General features: G+C 55.7%; 16 protein-coding genes. 10 read left to right on the forward strand and 6 right to left on the reverse strand.

Annotated features, from left to right (window positions below):
• Positions 1–27: 27 nt before the first annotated feature.
• Complete coding sequence (locus tag SK3146_RS29060) at positions 28–588, forward strand: PadR family transcriptional regulator (RefSeq protein ID WP_249862046.1); 561 nt, start codon at positions 28–30, stop codon at positions 586–588.
• Here SK3146_RS29060 and SK3146_RS29065 read toward each other — a convergent pair.
• Both SK3146_RS29065 and SK3146_RS29070 read right to left on the reverse strand, forming a co-directional pair.
• Positions 534–1,151 (reverse strand): histidine phosphatase family protein, encoded by a 618-nt coding sequence (locus SK3146_RS29065; protein WP_249862047.1) that lies wholly within the window; start codon positions 1,149–1,151, stop codon positions 534–536. The genes SK3146_RS29060 and SK3146_RS29065 overlap by 55 nt on opposite strands.
• Before the next feature lie 19 nt (positions 1,152–1,170).
• Positions 1,171–1,968 carry a TIGR01457 family HAD-type hydrolase gene (locus SK3146_RS29070; protein WP_249862048.1) on the reverse strand — a complete coding sequence of 266 codons (798 nt, stop codon included), beginning with the start codon at positions 1,966–1,968 and terminating at the stop codon, positions 1,171–1,173.
• 310 nt (positions 1,969–2,278) lie between these two features.
• Here SK3146_RS29070 and SK3146_RS29075 point away from each other — a divergent pair, with 310 nt between their 5' ends.
• The 6 genes from SK3146_RS29075 to SK3146_RS29100 all read left to right on the forward strand — a co-directional run bounded on the left by SK3146_RS29075 (position 2,279) and on the right by SK3146_RS29100 (position 11,027).
• Positions 2,279–2,770, forward strand: a complete 492-nt coding sequence (locus tag SK3146_RS29075; RefSeq protein WP_249862049.1) for a cysteine dioxygenase — start codon at positions 2,279–2,281, stop codon at positions 2,768–2,770.
• Positions 2,771–2,980: 210 nt separating this feature from the next.
• Entirely contained in the window at positions 2,981–3,835 is an 855-nt protein-coding gene (locus SK3146_RS29080; protein WP_249862050.1) for an AraC family transcriptional regulator, read from the forward strand.
• Between the two features lie 192 nt (positions 3,836–4,027).
• Positions 4,028–5,185, forward strand: a complete 1,158-nt coding sequence (locus tag SK3146_RS29085; RefSeq protein WP_249862051.1) for a hypothetical protein — start codon at positions 4,028–4,030, stop codon at positions 5,183–5,185.
• Positions 5,092–8,346, forward strand: coding sequence for a X2-like carbohydrate binding domain-containing protein (locus SK3146_RS29090; RefSeq protein WP_249862052.1), 3,255 nt, complete (start codon positions 5,092–5,094; stop codon positions 8,344–8,346). The genes SK3146_RS29085 and SK3146_RS29090 overlap by 94 nt, the downstream gene beginning before the upstream one ends.
• A gap of 617 nt (positions 8,347–8,963) precedes the next feature.
• Complete coding sequence (gene ltrA, locus SK3146_RS29095) at positions 8,964–10,256, forward strand: group II intron reverse transcriptase/maturase (RefSeq protein WP_249862053.1); 1,293 nt, start codon at positions 8,964–8,966, stop codon at positions 10,254–10,256.
• 180 nt (positions 10,257–10,436) lie between these two features.
• On the forward strand, positions 10,437–11,027 hold the full coding sequence (locus SK3146_RS29100) for a type 2 periplasmic-binding domain-containing protein (RefSeq protein ID WP_249862054.1): 591 nt from the start codon (positions 10,437–10,439) through the stop codon (positions 11,025–11,027).
• Between the two features lie 116 nt (positions 11,028–11,143).
• Here the strand turns inward: SK3146_RS29100 and SK3146_RS29105 are convergent, their stop codons facing one another.
• Positions 11,144–12,436 carry an MFS transporter gene (locus SK3146_RS29105; protein ID WP_249862055.1) on the reverse strand — a complete coding sequence of 431 codons (1,293 nt, stop codon included), beginning with the start codon at positions 12,434–12,436 and terminating at the stop codon, positions 11,144–11,146.
• 221 nt (positions 12,437–12,657) lie between these two features.
• Here SK3146_RS29105 and SK3146_RS29110 point away from each other — a divergent pair, with 221 nt between their 5' ends.
• The 3 genes from SK3146_RS29110 to SK3146_RS29120 all read left to right on the forward strand — a co-directional run bounded on the left by SK3146_RS29110 (position 12,658) and on the right by SK3146_RS29120 (position 14,939).
• Positions 12,658–13,617 carry an acetylxylan esterase gene (locus tag SK3146_RS29110; RefSeq protein ID WP_249862056.1) on the forward strand — a complete coding sequence of 320 codons (960 nt, stop codon included), beginning with the start codon at positions 12,658–12,660 and terminating at the stop codon, positions 13,615–13,617.
• A 141-nt stretch (positions 13,618–13,758) separates the two neighbouring features.
• On the forward strand, positions 13,759–14,241 hold the full coding sequence (locus tag SK3146_RS29115) for a CcdC family protein (RefSeq protein ID WP_249862057.1): 483 nt from the start codon (positions 13,759–13,761) through the stop codon (positions 14,239–14,241).
• A 230-nt stretch (positions 14,242–14,471) separates the two neighbouring features.
• Complete coding sequence (locus tag SK3146_RS29120; protein WP_249862058.1) at positions 14,472–14,939, forward strand: zinc ribbon domain-containing protein; 468 nt, start codon at positions 14,472–14,474, stop codon at positions 14,937–14,939.
• Positions 14,940–14,992: 53 nt separating this feature from the next.
• On the opposite strand, the gene SK3146_RS29125 is transcribed toward SK3146_RS29120, so the two are convergent.
• From SK3146_RS29125 to tatC, 3 genes are all read right to left on the reverse strand, one after another.
• Positions 14,993–15,364 (reverse strand): c-type cytochrome, encoded by a 372-nt coding sequence (locus SK3146_RS29125; RefSeq protein ID WP_249862059.1) that lies wholly within the window; start codon positions 15,362–15,364, stop codon positions 14,993–14,995.
• Positions 15,361–15,564: a twin-arginine translocase TatA/TatE family subunit gene (gene tatA / locus SK3146_RS29130; RefSeq protein ID WP_249862060.1), complete on the reverse strand. Its 204-nt coding sequence runs from the start codon at positions 15,562–15,564 to the stop codon at positions 15,361–15,363. The genes SK3146_RS29125 and tatA overlap by 4 nt, the downstream gene beginning before the upstream one ends.
• A gap of 101 nt (positions 15,565–15,665) precedes the next feature.
• On the reverse strand, positions 15,666–16,403 hold the full coding sequence (tatC, locus tag SK3146_RS29135) for a twin-arginine translocase subunit TatC (RefSeq protein ID WP_249862061.1): 738 nt from the start codon (positions 16,401–16,403) through the stop codon (positions 15,666–15,668).
• Positions 16,404–16,411: the final 8 nt, after the last annotated feature.

Here is a 16,411-nt window from a genome sequence, read left to right on the forward strand (position 1 = left end):
ATTGTTTTGACAAGAGGGTGAACGACCATGTCGATGAAATTGGTTATTCTCGGATTGCTGATGGAGGGAGATTCTCATCCGTATGAAATCCGGCAAATGATGAAGGTGCGGGAACTGCATCATTATATTAAAATACAGGACGGCTCGTTGTATTACGCGATCGATCAGCTGCGCAAGGATGAATGCATCGAAGCGGTCGAAGTCGTTAAGGACAGTAATCGTCCGGATAAAACGATATATCGAATTACCGGCAAAGGGAAGGAACTCTTTCAGGAGCTGCTTCTGTGCCAGCTTGAAGAGCGCAAGCAAATTTACGATCCGATGGCGACCGCTCTGGTGTTTGCGCAGTACGGGGATCAGGATGAGATTTATGCGATTTTGGCCAAAAAGGTCGAGGAGCAACAAACGAAAGTGCAGCAAATGCGGGACATCTACGAGGAGCATATCCCCAAAGTGCCGCGGGGGGTGCTGCATCTGATGATGAGCGCCTACGAGCACGGTTTGACGCAGCTGCGCAGTTTGGAGCGGCTGGCTCAAGACGCCAAGGAAGGACGTCTGAGAGAGCGGGGAACGCCGATCGACGAATGACGAAAACCCGGAACTACGCTGGCTGAACAAGCTGCGCAGTTTCGGGTTTTTTTGTTCTCGTCCGGCGGCAATCCGACACAGTGGCGGAAGAAGGCGCGTATCGGGCCGCCGTGGGTTACCATCGCGACGCTTCCGCCGGGATGGAGAGAGGCGATCCGGCTTACTTCCTTCACGATGCGATGATGCAGGTCGACGAACGACTCGCCGCCCGGGCAGCGGAAGTACGGATCGCGGCGGCTTGCCCGCCAGCCGTCGGGATCGGCCGCCAGGCAGTCGGCGTAGCTGATGCCGGTCCAGCGGCCGCGGTCGATTTCGCGCAGCGCCGCAGACGTCGCAAGCGAGCCGCCGCCGGACCGCCGCCCGGCTATGATCTGCGCGGTCTGAACGGCGCGCGGCAGGTCCGAGCAGTACAAGGCGTCGATCGCCCAGACGCTGAGTCGTTCCGCCAAACGCTCCGCCTGGCAGACGCCTGCTTCGGAGAGGGCATTGTTCATATGCCCTTGAAATACCGGCTCGCGGTTCGCCGCCGTCTCGCCGTGGCGAATCAAGATCACTCGCGTCATCGTCGTGTGAACCTCCTCCTTACGCGCGGCCCGGCTGCTGCGACAGCTTGTCCGCAAGCTCGGCCAAGCTGTCGCAGACGAGCTCAGGCTGCACGCCTGCGCCGAGCTGCTCCTGCTCCAGCGTCGCGCGGGTAATCAGCCCGGTCAGCACGAGCGCTGTCCGGCAATGCGCGGCGACGCCGCCGCGGATGTCCGTCCGCAAGTTGTCGCCGACGACCCAGATCTGCTCCGCCGGCAGGCCGAGCTTGCGGATGGCGTAGTTCATAATGATCGGCGACGGTTTGCCGATCACGACAGGCTCGGTCTGGCTCGCCCGTTCGATGGCGGCGCCGATCGAGCCCGCGCCGGGGCGCAGCTCGTGGTTCCACGGGAGCAGATGGTCCGGATTCGTCAGCACGAAGCCGGCTCCCGCCCGGATGAGGCTAACCGCCTGCGCCAGCTTCTCGTAGTTGAAGCTGCGGTCGATGCCCTGCACGACGAAGTCGACGGGGCCTTCCGTCACGATCGAAAACCCGGCTTCCAGCATAGCGCGTTCGAGCCCCGTTTCGCCGATCATGTATACCTTGCTCCCTGTGCCCTGCTCCTTCATATACATTGCGGCCGCCTGCGAAGTGGTCAGCACTTCCTCCGGTTCGGCTTCGATTCCGACTTTGCCGAGATGCTCGGCCACCTGCTCGGGCGTGCGCGATGAATTGTTTGTGACATACAAATACGGATATCGCTGCTTCTTCAGCCATTGAATGAATTCGGCCGCGCCGGGAATCGGCCGGTCTCCATGGTATAACGTTCCGTCCAAATCGAGTAGAAAACCGGGCATGTTTATTGTCCTCCTTGATTTCGCTTAAGCTCGGGATATGAATAGAGAACATTGTAGCAAATGGAGAACGGTTCTGGCTAGGGCATAGCGGGAACGGAAGCTTGCTGGAGCAAAATATTGTCAATGGGGCGGTAAAATCCGGCTTGCTCTTATTTCCGATTGTGAACATTTTTTGCAGCGGACAAGCGCCGTTTTTTTTATGGACAAGCACTCCTTACCCTCCGCTCGAATATTTGTATAGAAGTTCAGTTGAATATAAGTTTTATTTATGCAAATCCATAGAAAACTTTATTAACGGAGGTAAGGCAGCATGAAACTACTTGAATCCATTGAGCAAGCGTTTCGCAATATGACCGACCCGTCCCCCTATGATTTGCGGCAGGCGATACAGCAGTTGGAGCTGAAGGAAGAGGAGGTGTCTTCGTATGTCGCGGAGCCTTCGTATTTGCCTTACGGGCGCAAGGTGTTATTTCAATCCGAAGTCGTCGAAGTCATCCTGATTCATCTGCCTGCAGGGAGAGAGACGATGATTCACGATCACGGGGCTTCGAGAGGATGCGCTTATGTCGTGGAGGGTGAATTGACCAACAAAATTTACGAACTCGGTGCGGAAGGCTATGTTGACGAGAGCGGCGAGAGCGTCGTGAAGCAAGGGCAATTTCTGTACGCGCCGGAAGGAATGATTCATCAAATGTGCAATACGGGGACGAGACGGGTCGTTTCTTTACATGCCTACACTCCGGCTATGAGCAATACGAAGGTGTATCATACGTACGAGCAGGTGCTCGATTACGTTATATAACCCGGTTACTCGGGATGGACTGCCTCGGGCTTATGCGGCCCGGGGCTTATTTTTTTGCCACAAGCGGTTTCTTATGCAGGCGGAAGGGGAAGCTTCGGCGCGAATCGAACATGTAAGAGAAAGAAAACGTTTGAAGGAAGCGACAGGAGAACGGGAGGTGACCGGTGCCGCGCATGCCGTTTAAGGCCAACGAATAAAGGGGAGTGGGAGATGGAACAAGATCAATCGCAATTATTGAATCATCAGCTGTCCCGGCTGCGGGTCAAGCTGCTCTTTGCCAAGCTGTCGGTCTGCAGCCCCGAATGGAGGCGCTCCGCCTACCTTCCTTCGTACAACCAAATGTATTACATCATGGAGGGAGAAGGCTCGCTTCGACTGGACGGCAAGCAGTACCGGCCGAAGCCCGGCGAGCTCTGGTTTTTGCCAGGAGGGGTGGAGCAGGCGTATTCCGCCGCGGATGGCATTCCCTATACGATGTACTGGTGCCACTTTCGCGCTAACGTCAGCTTTATGAGGCTTTTCCAATGGTTCGGGCTTCCTTATGCCGTACCGGTTGCCGCAGAGGATATCCGGCAGCTGCAAAGCGGCTTCCGCGAGCTGGCCGACCGCCGCACCGGCACGGGACCTGCGACAACGCTGCAAGTTCAAGCGGCGCTGTTCACCCTGATCGGTTTCTTCATAGACCGCGCCGTCATGCTCCTGCGCCGCGATCCGCCTCCCGTCGCCATAGGGAAACTGCTGGATTGTCTTCAATACATCGAAGCCCGCCTCGCGCAGGATCTGACCGTGGAGCAGTTGTCGCAGCACGCGCATTTTCACCCGAATTATTTTATTCGGATGTTCAAGCGCTATATGGGCCTTCCTCCGATGCGTTACATTCATGAACGCCGAATGGAGAATGCGCAGCAGCTGCTGGCGTCGACGGAGCTGCAGATCGGAGAGGTGGCGCAAAGATCGGGATTCGGCGACGGCTCGTACTTCTCGGCGGCCTTCAAGAAGAGCACGGGACTGTCTCCGACCGATTACCGACATTTGCACGGAGGGGCCGGGAAGATGAATCCGTGATATCCTCCGCCTGCTGAAGCGCGTACTTGGTCGTCATCTCTGCGAGAAGTTAGTTTTACAACAAGTTTGGTTAGGCTGCTCTATTCCGGCTCGTCTTGAAAGCGCTGTATGATGGTGAGGGAATAAATGGGGATATACCCAAATACAGTGTGAAGGCGAGGCAGGCTTATAATGGAGAGTAAGGTCGGTTTCATGAAAGCGGTGATAGCTTGCATGGTGCTGGGCGCAAGCTGGCTGCCCGCAGGGAAGGGGGCGGCGGCAGACGAACGCCAGGCTTCCGTTGAATGGTTTGTAGCCGTAGACGGAAGCGATGCCGGCGACGGCTCGATTCAGCATCCGTTTGCGACTCTGGAGCGGGCGAGAGATGCGATCCGGGAGATGAAGAGCGGAGGCGCTCTGCCTGCCGGTGGCGTCACCGTACAGCTGAGAGGAGGAGAATACCGTATCGATCGTACGTTCCAGCTCGACGGCCGGGATTCGGGGGAAGCGGACGCTCCCATCGTGTACAAGGCCTATAACGGGGAAAAGGTAACGCTCTCGGGAGGCGATGCGCTGGACGCTTCCTTGTTCGAGCCGGTGACGGACCCGGCGGTTCGGGCCCGAATTCCGCAGGAAGCCGCGGATAAGGTGCGGCAGGTGGATCTGAAGGCGCTCGGCATCAGCGACTACGGAACGCTCGGCAACTATTTGGCCGTAGCCCCGGAGCTGTTCGTGGACGGCAATGTGATGACGCTGGCGCGCTGGCCGAACGAAGGGTTCACTACGGTAAACCAGGTCGTATATGCCGGCAATTCGTCGCAAGGCACAGGCTACACGTTCACGTACGATGACGGCGGACTGCGGCCTTGGAGCAGCGCGAACGATACGTGGGCGCTCGGATATTGGGGGAACGACTGGTTCACCAACGATTTGCAGATCAAATCGATCGATCAGGCGACGAAGACGATAGAGACGTATAATACGTCCAGCTACGCGATGAAAGCGGGACAGCGGTTTTATTTCTACAACATATTGGAAGAGCTGGACGCTCCCGGCGAATGGTATTTGGACCGCGCGGACGGAATGCTCTATCTGTATCCTCCGGCTCCCTTGGCAAGCTCGCGCGTGCAGCTGTCGCTGTTCGACCAAAATATGATCGCGATGAACGGAGCGTCGAACATCGTATTCAGCGGGCTTGCGCTGGAAGTAAGCCGAGGCAATGCGATCGATATGACCGGGGGGACAATAACCGGATCGAATACTGCGAGATCAGTAAAATGGGCGGCTATGCCGTCAAAATTAACGGCGGAAGCAATAACGGCGTGTACGCCTCCAGCATCTACAGCATGGGCAACGGCGGCGTGTCGCTGAACGGCGGCGATGTCGCGACGCTGACGCCGGCAGGCAACTATGCCGACAACAACGATATTTTCAATTATTCCAGAATCAAATTGACGTATACCTCCGCGGTCGAGCTGAACGGCGTCGGCAACCGGGCGACGCATAATAAGCTGCATAACGCGCCGCATTTTGCAATTCAATTCAGAGGGAACGACCATGTCATCGAATACAATGAAATTTACGATGTAGTCAAAGAAACCGCGGACGCCTCGGCGATCTACTCAGGCCGAAGCTTCGTGTGGCGCGGCAACGTCATCCGCTACAACTACTTCCATGATATTGTCGCGAGCGATCTTCGCGTTTCGACGGCGGCGATCTACCTGGACGATTATATGAGCGGCGTGGAGATGCGCGGCAACGTCTTCTACAATATCGGCAAGCAGGCGTTCAAGCTGGCCAACGGCCGGGAAAATATTGTGGAGAACAATATCGTGATCGACACGGGCTCTTCGATTGCTTTTATGAACCGCGGCTATAAACCTGGAGAGAAAAATTACGAATCGCTGATGAGCAAATTCGATCAGGTGCCTTATCAGAGCGACATATGGAGCGAGCGCTATCCGACGCTGCCGGACATTCTAAGCGACGAGCCGCTGCTGCCCAAGCGCAATGTCGTCCGCAACAACGCCATCGTGAACAGCGGACCGATTACCGGGGACAGCCGGAACATGGAGCTCGGCACGTTCGAAAACAACGTAACGTTCGGAAGCAAGGACGATCTGGGGTTTGAAGATGCGGCCAACGGCAATTTTCAGCTGAAGGAGGACTCGATTCTCTATTCGCGCATCCCCGGGTTCCAGCCGATCCCCTTTTCCGAAATCGGGGTGAAGGCCCCCGGATTGCCTCCGGCTCAATCGATCTTAGCGGTCCGCTCCGTGCTTTATCCGGTGAACGGAGGCAGCCTGACCGTCGGTATGGGACTTAACGGAAACACGCTGACATCGATCCGGGACGACAGCGGTTTGCTGGTGCAAGGAACCGATTATGTGGTTCAGGGGACGTCGGTTTTGTTCCCAAAAACATATTTAAGCAAGCTGGAGCTCGGCTATCATAGTTTGACGTTCTCCTTCAGCGCCGGCAACCGCGCGTTCTTGAACATTCGCGTCACGCCTCCGGCCAGCTCGCAGCTCGGCGCTTCTACGCTTAACTATGCGCAGCATTCGGGCGACAGCACGATCTCCGTGAATTTAAACGGCAATACGCTCGCATCCGTGCGCGATGAAACGAGAATGCTCGTCCCCGGTATCGATTACGTGAACAACGGGACGTCGGTCACGCTGAAGAGCGCCTATTTGTCCACGCTTGAGCTGGGATCTTATACCCTTACGTTTACCTTTAGCGCCGGAGACGACGCCGTGCTGGCCCTGAATGTCGCGCAGGAGAGCTTCACGCTTAATAAAACGTATTTGGCGTCGTCCGAATGGAGCAAGGATTATACTGCGTCCAAAGCGTTTGACGGGAGCGGCTCGACCCGTTGGTCCGCGGAGAAGGGCAAGGTGACCGATCAATTTTTGACGGTCGACTTCGGAGATTCCATCACGTTCAATCAGGCGGTTATTAAGGAAAGCTCTTACCAGCGGGTGGACTCCTATGTGCTTCAATATTCGGAGGACGGCGTCAATTACGTGGATATTCCGGGCACGGCGGGAACTTCGATCGGAGCCGAAAAGAAAATCGACTTCGCCCCTGTAACCGGACAATATTTCAGACTTTGGATGTTTTCTACCAAAAAGGAGTCGGGAGTCAGCAAGGAGCCGACGATCAATGAGATCGAGGTTTATTATACGGCTTCGGATGCGTTTCTTTCGCCGGATCGCGCCGTTTTCGATAAACATCCCGCTTTACAGCGCGATATCGACGTGACGGTCCGGGGGAACGGAAATCCATTGAAGGCGATACGGCTGGGGGATACCGCATTGACTGAATCCCGGGATTACTCGGTTACGGATTCCGCTTACGGCAATGAGGTGCGATTGTACAAAACCTTTTTATCCGCGCTGCCGGTCGGAGAGAGCAGGCTGGTCTTCGAGCTCAGCGGGGGGCGGAATGAGGGCTTTACGGTAGAAGTGAAGCAGACGGAGACGCAGCCTCCGCAGCTGACAGTTCCGCCCGATCTGACGGTCGAGGCGGCGGGAGAAAGAACGGCGGTGAATATCGGCGCGGCCGCCGCACCGGGAGCGGTATCGATCGTAAACGACGCCCCCGCGGATTTTCCGCTGGGAGTGACGCTCGTTCATTGGACGGCTATCGACGCGTACGGTGCGGCTGCAGCGGGAGTGCAGACTATTACGATAGTCGATACGACGCCTCCCGTCATTAGCGGAGCGCCTGCGGCTGAGCCCAATGCCAACGGCTGGTACCGCACCGATGTGACGGTGCTTTTTACGGCGGCCGACAGCGGCTCCGGCTTGGCCTCGGTTTCTCCCGATCGGACGATTTCCTCCGAAGGGATCGATCAGTCGGTGACCGGAACGGCCGTGGATCGGGCGGGGAACGAGGCGACGGCGACGGTTGGCGGAATTCGCATCGACAAGACGAAACCGGCAGTCGACATTCGCTTGGAGCCTTCCTATACGACGGGTCAGACGATGACGGTGACGTATTCCGTTTACGACGACTTGTCGGGAGCGGACGTCGTCAGCGCCGCATTGAACGGCAAGCCGGTCAAGAACGGGCAGACCGCTCGGCTGTCGTCCATGGCGGGAGATAACGTGCTGACGGTGACGGCGTCGGATAAAGCGGGCAATCAGACGGTACAGGAGGCGCATTTCCAGGTTGCGGTTGAAGCGCAGGTGGAGCTGATTCCCCCGATACTGATTGTCAAGGCTCCGGGAGTTTTGGATTCCGTCGGCGCGTGGATTCAGCTTCCCCGGGGATACGACGCCAAGGCTATCGACAAGAGCAGCGTCCGGCTGCTCGTTAACGGCAAATCCGTCCATCCCGAGCCGAGCCGCTGGGAATTTGAGGAGCGGGGCCGCGAGCGTCTGAGCCTGGCGCTGGTCCGTTTCGACAGGCAGCAGGTGATCGCGGCCGCCGGCCCGGCTGCCGGCAGCGTGAAAGTGACCGTCATCGGCAGCCTGCGCGACGGCACGCTTTTCCAGGGCAGCGGCACGCTGAGGATTGTACGTTAAAAGCCGTTAAGCTTTAAACCGTTCAGAGTTAGGCCCGGCGGGAAAGTGAAGAGGCTGCATCGGCGTTTCCGGCCGGTGCGGCTTTTTTTTATTCGGCGTGCCCAGAGGCACGCATCTTCTAGCCGGTGAAAATCCGGTCGCGGGAGGGGCCAAGCCCCCGCGTAGCTAGGATGCCTGCGTACGGCGAAATCTGTGCGTAGAAGCGCGTCGACGAAAGTACCTGTCAGAGATAGGGCGAGCAAGATACCAGGCCGTAACATGAAGTGAATCCTGCCGCGTCGTCAAAAAGGCCTCGCAAGAGGGGAGAGAGGAAGTCGAACCTCGTGGATATGGGTGAAGACCAAGGAAGCTGCTGGGAACTTGGAGCGGCAGCGAAGAATCCTCCGGCGTACGGGGATCGGTATGGTATGAAAGAAGATGCAGTGAACTGGGGAGACCCTCCCCTGCACGAAATTTTTTTTTTCGTAACGAGACGTTCTATAAGCCCAGCAGGTGAAATGAACGGTCTGCAGGAAGGGAGTCCGAGGGGCTCATACTACCGAGGAACGCAGGACAACACAACCTGCGGGAGGGAAGGGGTCCTGCTTTGTTCATGTTTCTTAAGGAGGTACGAGTCAGTGAATGCCGAGAGGCTAACAACACCAAAGGAAAACGTTCAACAACTCCAAGAGAAACTAGGTCATGCGGCCAAGGAAAACAAGAGGCGTAGATTCCATGCGCTTTATGACAAGATCTACCGGATGGATACTCTGTGGGAAGCATGGAAGAGAGTACGAGCAAATAAAGGGTCGGCTGGAATCGACGGAGAGACACTGGCGGACATCGAAAAGCAAGGGGAGTATCTTTTCTTGTATGAATGCCATCAAATCCTCAAAGAAGGCAAGTATCATCCCCAGCCCGTAAGACGGCACTACATTCCGAAGAAAGATGGAAAGCAAAGGCCGCTAGGCATTCCCACCATCCGAGACCGCGTCATACAGATGGCGACGAAACTGGTATTGGAACCGATCTTTGAAGCGGATTTTCAAGAATCCTCGTTTGGATTCAGACCGAAGCGAAGCGCCAAGCAAGCGCTGGACCGAATCCGAAAAGCATGTAACCGCAAAGGCAATTGGGTGGTCGACGTCGATATCCAAGGTTACTTCGACAACATCAATCAGGAAAAGCTGATGAAACTGCTGGAGATGCGAATCAGTGACAGACGTATCTTGAAACTGGCACGGAAGTGGCTAAATGCAGGGGTCATGGAAGAAGGAACGGTTCGACGTTCGGATTTAGGAACGCCGCAGGGGGGAGTCATCTCTCCACTTTTAGCGAACATCTATCTGAACTACTTCGATATCCTGTGGGAACGATATGGTAGCGAATTCGGGGAATTGACGCGTTATGCGGATGATCTCGTGATCGTGTGTAAGACGAAGAAAGACGCAGACCGGGCATACAAACTTATTCGTGCCATTATGGATCGTCTTGAATTGACGTTACACCCGACCAAAACACGCATCGTCGGACTTTGGACAGGAGAAGAAGGCTTTGATTTTCTTGGCATGCACCATCGCAAAACGAAAGCGGAAACTTCTCAAGGGAAGGTGTACTATACAACCCAACAATGGTTGGCCCGGAAAGCGGAAGAACGCATCCGGGAGGTCGTAAAAGAACGTCTGGCCCCGCCGAACATGAGGCATAAATCATTTCTCGAACATGTGGAATGGCTAAATCCTAAGATTCAGGGGTGGAGGAACTATGACTACACGGCTTACAGCCAATTAAAGCTGGCAAAGTTGGACTGGTACATTTTGCAGAGGCTCACGAGATGGTATGCCAAGAAGAGGCAACGCGCAAGATGGATGAGTTCGCTACAAGAAGTGAGGTTCCTAAGTAGTCAATATGGACTTAAAACGCTCTTGTAATCTGCATGCACATGAATGACGAACATCGGAAAGCCGTATGAGGGAAAACCTCACGTACGGTTTGATGAGGAGGGGCAGATTTCTCTGCCCTTTACTCTAGGCAAAAACCGTCTGGAAATTTGTGGTATGATAAAAGATAAACTTTGCTTGAGCTGATGAAAAAAATGAAGGAGGATATGTATGAGCGACATGCTGAGAATAGCTTTGCCGAAGGACAGCTGCGATGCGGCGGCCGGCTTGCTGCGGAAGGCGGGAATCGAACTGCCCGAAGAGCTGAGCGCTTCGCGGAAATATTTGTTTCAGGCTGAGGGGCTGGAGTGGATACTCATCAAACCGGCGGATGTTCCGCTGCTCGTCGAAACCGGCGCCGCGGATCTCGGCATTATCGGCAAACATCTTATCGCCGAAGCGGCGAAAAAGTCGGTGGAACTGCTCGACCTGGGGACGAACCGTCTCGCGCTGTCGCTGTTCGGGCCGGAAAATGCGCTTCACCGTCCGGATCTCGTTGTCGCGACCAAGTTTCCGCGTATCGCGTCGAGCTACTTTTTGAGCCGCGGCTTTGCCGTAAGGACGACGCCTGTTATGGAAGAGCTGCAGGCATTTTCCGATGTAACGCTGGATGCCGAGCCGGGTTATCGTCTGCGCGGGAACAGACCGCCGATCGGTACGGTCATGCAGGCAAGCGATAGGCTCATTGCCGGCCGCGGCAGCTTTGTTTGGAAGAGGCAGGCCGTGGAGGCGCTGTACGCCCGGCTTGAGAAGGTGCTATAGCTTAAGGCGCAGACTTCCGGAAGCGAAAAAAAAGAACGTCCGACCTTTGCGGTCATGACGTTCCAAGCGAATCGGTGAACCGGATCGGGCGGATGCCGCTGGAAAGAGCGCCCTTCTCACCGGAGGGCAGACTTCTTCTGTCCGAGTTTGCGGCTGCGCAGCATATAGACGATGTAAGTGATCAGGTACAGCACGAACATAATGGCGGAAAACCGGTACATGACAGCGTAGTTCGTCGCCGCTGCGATAGGACCGAGGAGCAATGCGCCGAGACCTATTCCGAGATCGAACGCGGAGAAGAAGGTCGCATTGGCGGCGCCGCGCCGTTCCGGAGCGGCACGCTGGATGATCCAGGCCTGCAGGGAGGGCTGGATCGCGCCGAAGCCGGTTCCGTAGAAGGCGGCCGCCGCTATCAGCAGAGCGGTACTGGAGGCGTAGGACAGCAGGATCAGGCCGATCAGACTAAAGACGGCGCCGGGAGCGAGCACCCATACATGACCGCGACGGTCGAAAATTTTACCGGATATCGGCCGGATCAAAAACAGCATGATGGCGTTGACCGAGAAAAACCAGCCGACATTGGCGATACCCTGCTCTTTCCCGAACAAAGTGATGAAGCTGACGATGCCGCCGTAGGTGACGGCAATAAGCAGCACCAGCAGCGAAGGAAACAAGGCTTGTTTATCCACCAGCCGCGACAGCAGCGCTCCTTGCTTCGAGGCTTGCGCAGACGGTCCGGAAGGAGCGGAAGAGGCGGAAGCAGAGCGGGCTTCCCCGGCGGCGGCTTTGCCGCTCCGGCCGGCGAACAGAGACACGAGCAGGGACAACAATGTCAAAATAAACGATACGGCGAACAGAACGGTGAAGCTGAACGTATTAATAATGGCGATTCCGGTCATCGGTCCGAGCGCCATAGCGAGGGTGGACGCCAAGCCGAAGTATCCCATTCCCTCGCCGCGGCGCGAAGCGGGAATCATGTGAGAAGCCATTGTTCCGTAAGTCGTCGTTGAAATTCCCCACCCGAACCCGTGCACGATCCGCAGCACGTAGATGGCTCCTACGGCGGAAGCGGCTATGTAGCTGCCGATGGCTGCCAGCGTGACGACCGATCCGACGATGAGAATAAGCCGGCCGGACATCAAATCCAGCGCCGCGCCGGAGAAAGGACGGATGAGAAGCGCCGCAAAGGTAAGAATGAAGATAACCATACCGACGGCGGAATTATCTCCGCCGAGTTGTGTGACATAAGCGGGGATCGTAGGCAGCAGCATTTGGAAGCCGAAGAACAGCAGCAGGTTGCCGAGGGCCAGCACGATAAAACTGCGGGTCCACAAAGGCTCCTTCAGCGGCTTGCTTGAGGCGGCGTCCGGCGGTGTTTCCACGCTCCGGTCGGCCAGCGATTGGGTCATTTTAACAATTCCTCCTTCGTCATTTCTTGACGATCAGTGCGTCATTGACGATTTTTATAACATTCTAAATATATATGTATATTAACTGAATTATACTCTGAAAATCGGAATTGTAAATAAAAGATTTGGCAAAACATTGGCGGATGGAGTATTCTCTTGATTGGAAGCGCTTTGATCTTTAAAGACGAATACCGGCAAGCGATGAAGGAGGACGATCTTCCATGCACTATATTGATAAAAAGCTAGAGGAGCTGTATGCAACCCAAGCGGACCGCACGGCGCCGGACGATCTGGACGCATTCTGGGAGGCAACGCTCGCCGAATATGATGCGAAGCCGTTGAATGACCGGCGGGAGAAAGTGCGGACGGAGGCGCCTTATATCGACGCCTACGAAGTGACCTATAACGGTTTTGATGCGACGCCGATTAAAGGCTGGTACCTGCTTCCGGGCTTTCCGGCGAAGCAGGATAAGCTTCCGTGCGTGATCTCGTTTCACGGCTATACCGGGAGCCGCGGCATCCCGGAGCAGCATGCGGCTTGGCTGCTGGCCGGCTTCGCGGTATTCGCCGTCGATGTGCGCGGTCAAGGAGGCGAGACCGGAAATCTTCTGCCGCAGCATTACGGCATGACCCGCGGCTGGATTACACAGGGCATTCTGGAGCCGCAGAAGAGCTACTACCGCGCAGTCGCCGTCGATGCGCTCAAAGCGCTGGAATGGGCTTCGCTCCAGCCCGAAGTCGACGCCTCGCAGATCGTCGTCTGCGGCGAAAGCCAAGGAGGAGGGCTGGCATTACTGACCGGGGCGCTCAGCGGCAAGCCGGCCAAGATCATCGCCGATATCCCGAATTTATGCTACATGGATTACGGTCTGTTCCATTCCACCGGCTCGCTGAAGGAGGCGGCCGATTTCGTCGCCGCCCATCCGGACAAGCTGGAGCAAGTGCTGCGGACGTTCAGCTATTTTGACATGGTGAACCTGGCTGACCGCCTTCGCGCGCCGGTGCTGATGTCCGTCGGGCTGAAGGATACCGTCTGCACGCCCGAAACGATCTTTGCGGTATACAATCGGATTCAAACGGAGAAGGCATTGAAAGTATTCCCGTTTAACGGACATTTTACGAGCCGCGATCATATCCGGACTCGCATCCGGTTTATCCGCGAGGATCATTTCCGGCTGTAGCGCCCAGCGTATGGCAACCGGCATGATCTAATAACAAAAGTTCCAGCAGGGCGCACTTACATAGGACGCGGATTTTCGTTATAATAAAAGTATTGAAAAAAATCTTCGTCCAGTGACGACACAACTCGGGGTGGTTACGCCATGCATATAGCTAATCCGCAGATGACCGTTACGATTGGGGCGGCGGCCGCCGCCTGTATGGCCATGGTAGTAAGGATGCGCGCTTCCAACAAGCCGGTGAATCCCAGAAAGCTGCTGATCCCGCCCTTTGCCATGAGCACGGGCTTTTTGATGTTCGCTTTCCCGATAACCCGGATTCCGCTGGAATGGGCGCTTACGGCTTTTTTGGTCGGAGCGTTTATCTTTTCCTATCCGCTGATTCGGACTTCACAGATGGAGACAAGGGATGGAGAAATTTATCTCAAACGCTCCAAAGCGTTCGTGTTCATTTTGGCCGGACTGCTGCTGGTGCGCATAGCATTGCGGCAGCTGATCGAACAATACGTATCGCTTCCGCAGACCGGTGCGATTTTCTTTCTCGTTGCCTTCGGCATGCTGCTTCCGTGGCGGCTCGCCATGTACGCCCAATACCGCAAAATCCAGCTCCGCGCGGAAGCGCGGTAGACCGGATCTACGAATTTGCAAACATAGCTTTCTTCCCAAGGCGCGAAACGTTTTATTCGCACCGGGGAGGAAGCTTTTTTGCATATCGGGCTAACTCGCCGCGGCAGCGTCCCCGGCCGGTACGTCCGGTGCCAACGGGCATTATTTTTCGGCTCAAGAGGGGGAATGCGGGCGGCCTTTCCCGACATATGATGACTAAGAGCAGTATTACTTAAGGGGAGGCTTGGCCGATGTCTTTTTTTGATAAAATGAAGCAGGGAGCGTCCGAAGCGGCCAAAAAAGCACAGCAAACGGTGGAGGCTACGAGACTGAGAGCGCATATTTCAGCGAAAGAAAAAGAAATGGAGAAAGCGTACGCGCTGATCGGCGAAGCCGTCTACGGCGCCTACGCGTCCGGCAATTGGAAGCGGCCGGAAAAGGAGGTAAACGCGTACTGCGAACACATCACGTATATTCGCCAGGATATACAAGCGCTCGAAGCGAAGCTGAAGGAAGCCAAAAACGAGAAGCTGTGTCGCTGCGGCAGAGTGGTATCGCGCGATGTGAAGTTTTGCTCGGTTTGCGGATTTCAATTCGAGGATGTCGTCTTTGTCGCGGAAAAAGAGACCGAGGAACCGATTCAGGTCATGTGCCGCGCGTGCCGGAGCTACAATGAAGTGGGAGCCAAGTTTTGCGGGCATTGCGGCGTCGTTCTCTAGGACGCACGAATAAGGATGGCGCGAGCGCCATCCTTATCGTTTTTTGCAACGGCTTATTTCTTGGCTGCCAGCCAGTCGGCCAAGCCTTGGATTTCCGTGTCTTTCAGCTGCGTCTTGAACGCGGGCATGCCGCCGCCTCCGGCTCCGATCTTGGCGGCGATCTGATCCTTGCTCAGCTTGCCGCCGACCTTCGTCAAGTTCGGGCCTGTCTTGCCTTCGAGATTGCCTCCGTGACAGGCGATGCAGTTTTGCTTGTACAGCGCATCCGCGTCGACCGCTGCGGTACCGCCGCCTCCGGCTGTCGTTCCTCCGGAAGGCGCCGTTGAAGGGCTTGGCGTCGGCGCCGTTTCATTCTTTGTGCCGCAGGCGGCCAAGCCGGCGATGATCATAACGGTCAGCAGAAAGATCGTCCATTTCAGCTTCATCTTAGTTCCTCCATGATTGACTTGGGTTCTTCTTTTTTGTCGGCTGCGGTATCGTCTACCATGCCGCGGGTCGAATTGCGGAATTCGCGCAGCGTGTCGCCGAACGCCCGTCCGAGCTGCGGCAGCTTGGCCGGCCCGAATACGATCAGAGCTATGATCAGAATGATAACCAGCCCCGATACTCCGATATTGTTGAACATGAGTGTTCCCTCCTTTGGGAAAGTTGAAACATCGTCAGCGGTCGCCTTTACAGACGGATTTTCCCAGCTTCGTCGCAGGATACGACTCAATCACCACACTTTTAGGTCAGCTGTTCTCGAGGCTTCGCCGCCAATTTCCGGTAATATTGTCCCGACACGACGACGCTCAGCTCGAACAGCAAAATCAACGGGATGGTGACGGACAAATGCGACACGAAATCAGGCGGGGAAATGCATGATCCGGTAATCGCCAGCCCCAAATACGCATACTTTCTTACTTGCTTCAGCCTCTCCGGGGTCAGCACGCCGATCCGGGTTAAGAACAGCACGACGACCGGCATTTCGAAGGCGACGGCAAGCGGGAAAATAATGTTGAACATGAAGGAGAAGTACCGGTCTATACCGTATGTTTCCACGGCGCCGATGCTTTGATTCATCTTCTTCATAAATTGGACCATCATCGGAAAAACAACGTAATAGCTGAAGGCGACCCCCGATACGAAGAGGAATAAAGAAGCGGGAATGTAGGCGAACGTTTCCTTTGCTTCGGATTCCGTCAAACCGGGGCGCACAAAAGCCCATACATGATACAAAAGGAGAGGCAATGTGGCGAACATCGCGAAGATGAACGCGCATTTCATGTAAATGAACAGTCCGTCCGTAAAGGAGAACACGTTCCATTCGATGTGAACCGCTGCAGGCTGGGACCGGATGTACCGCAAAATGGCGGGGGCTATGTACAGCCCCGTTCCCATAGCAAGCACGAACCAGGCAATAACGATAATCAGCCGTTTTCTTATTTCGGCCAGATGCCCGACAAGCTCTTCACTCGCTTCCATGCATTAAC

The sequence above is a fragment of the Paenibacillus konkukensis genome (assembly GCF_023523925.1).
Classification (GTDB): domain Bacteria; phylum Bacillota; class Bacilli; order Paenibacillales; family NBRC-103111; genus Paenibacillus_S; species Paenibacillus_S doosanensis.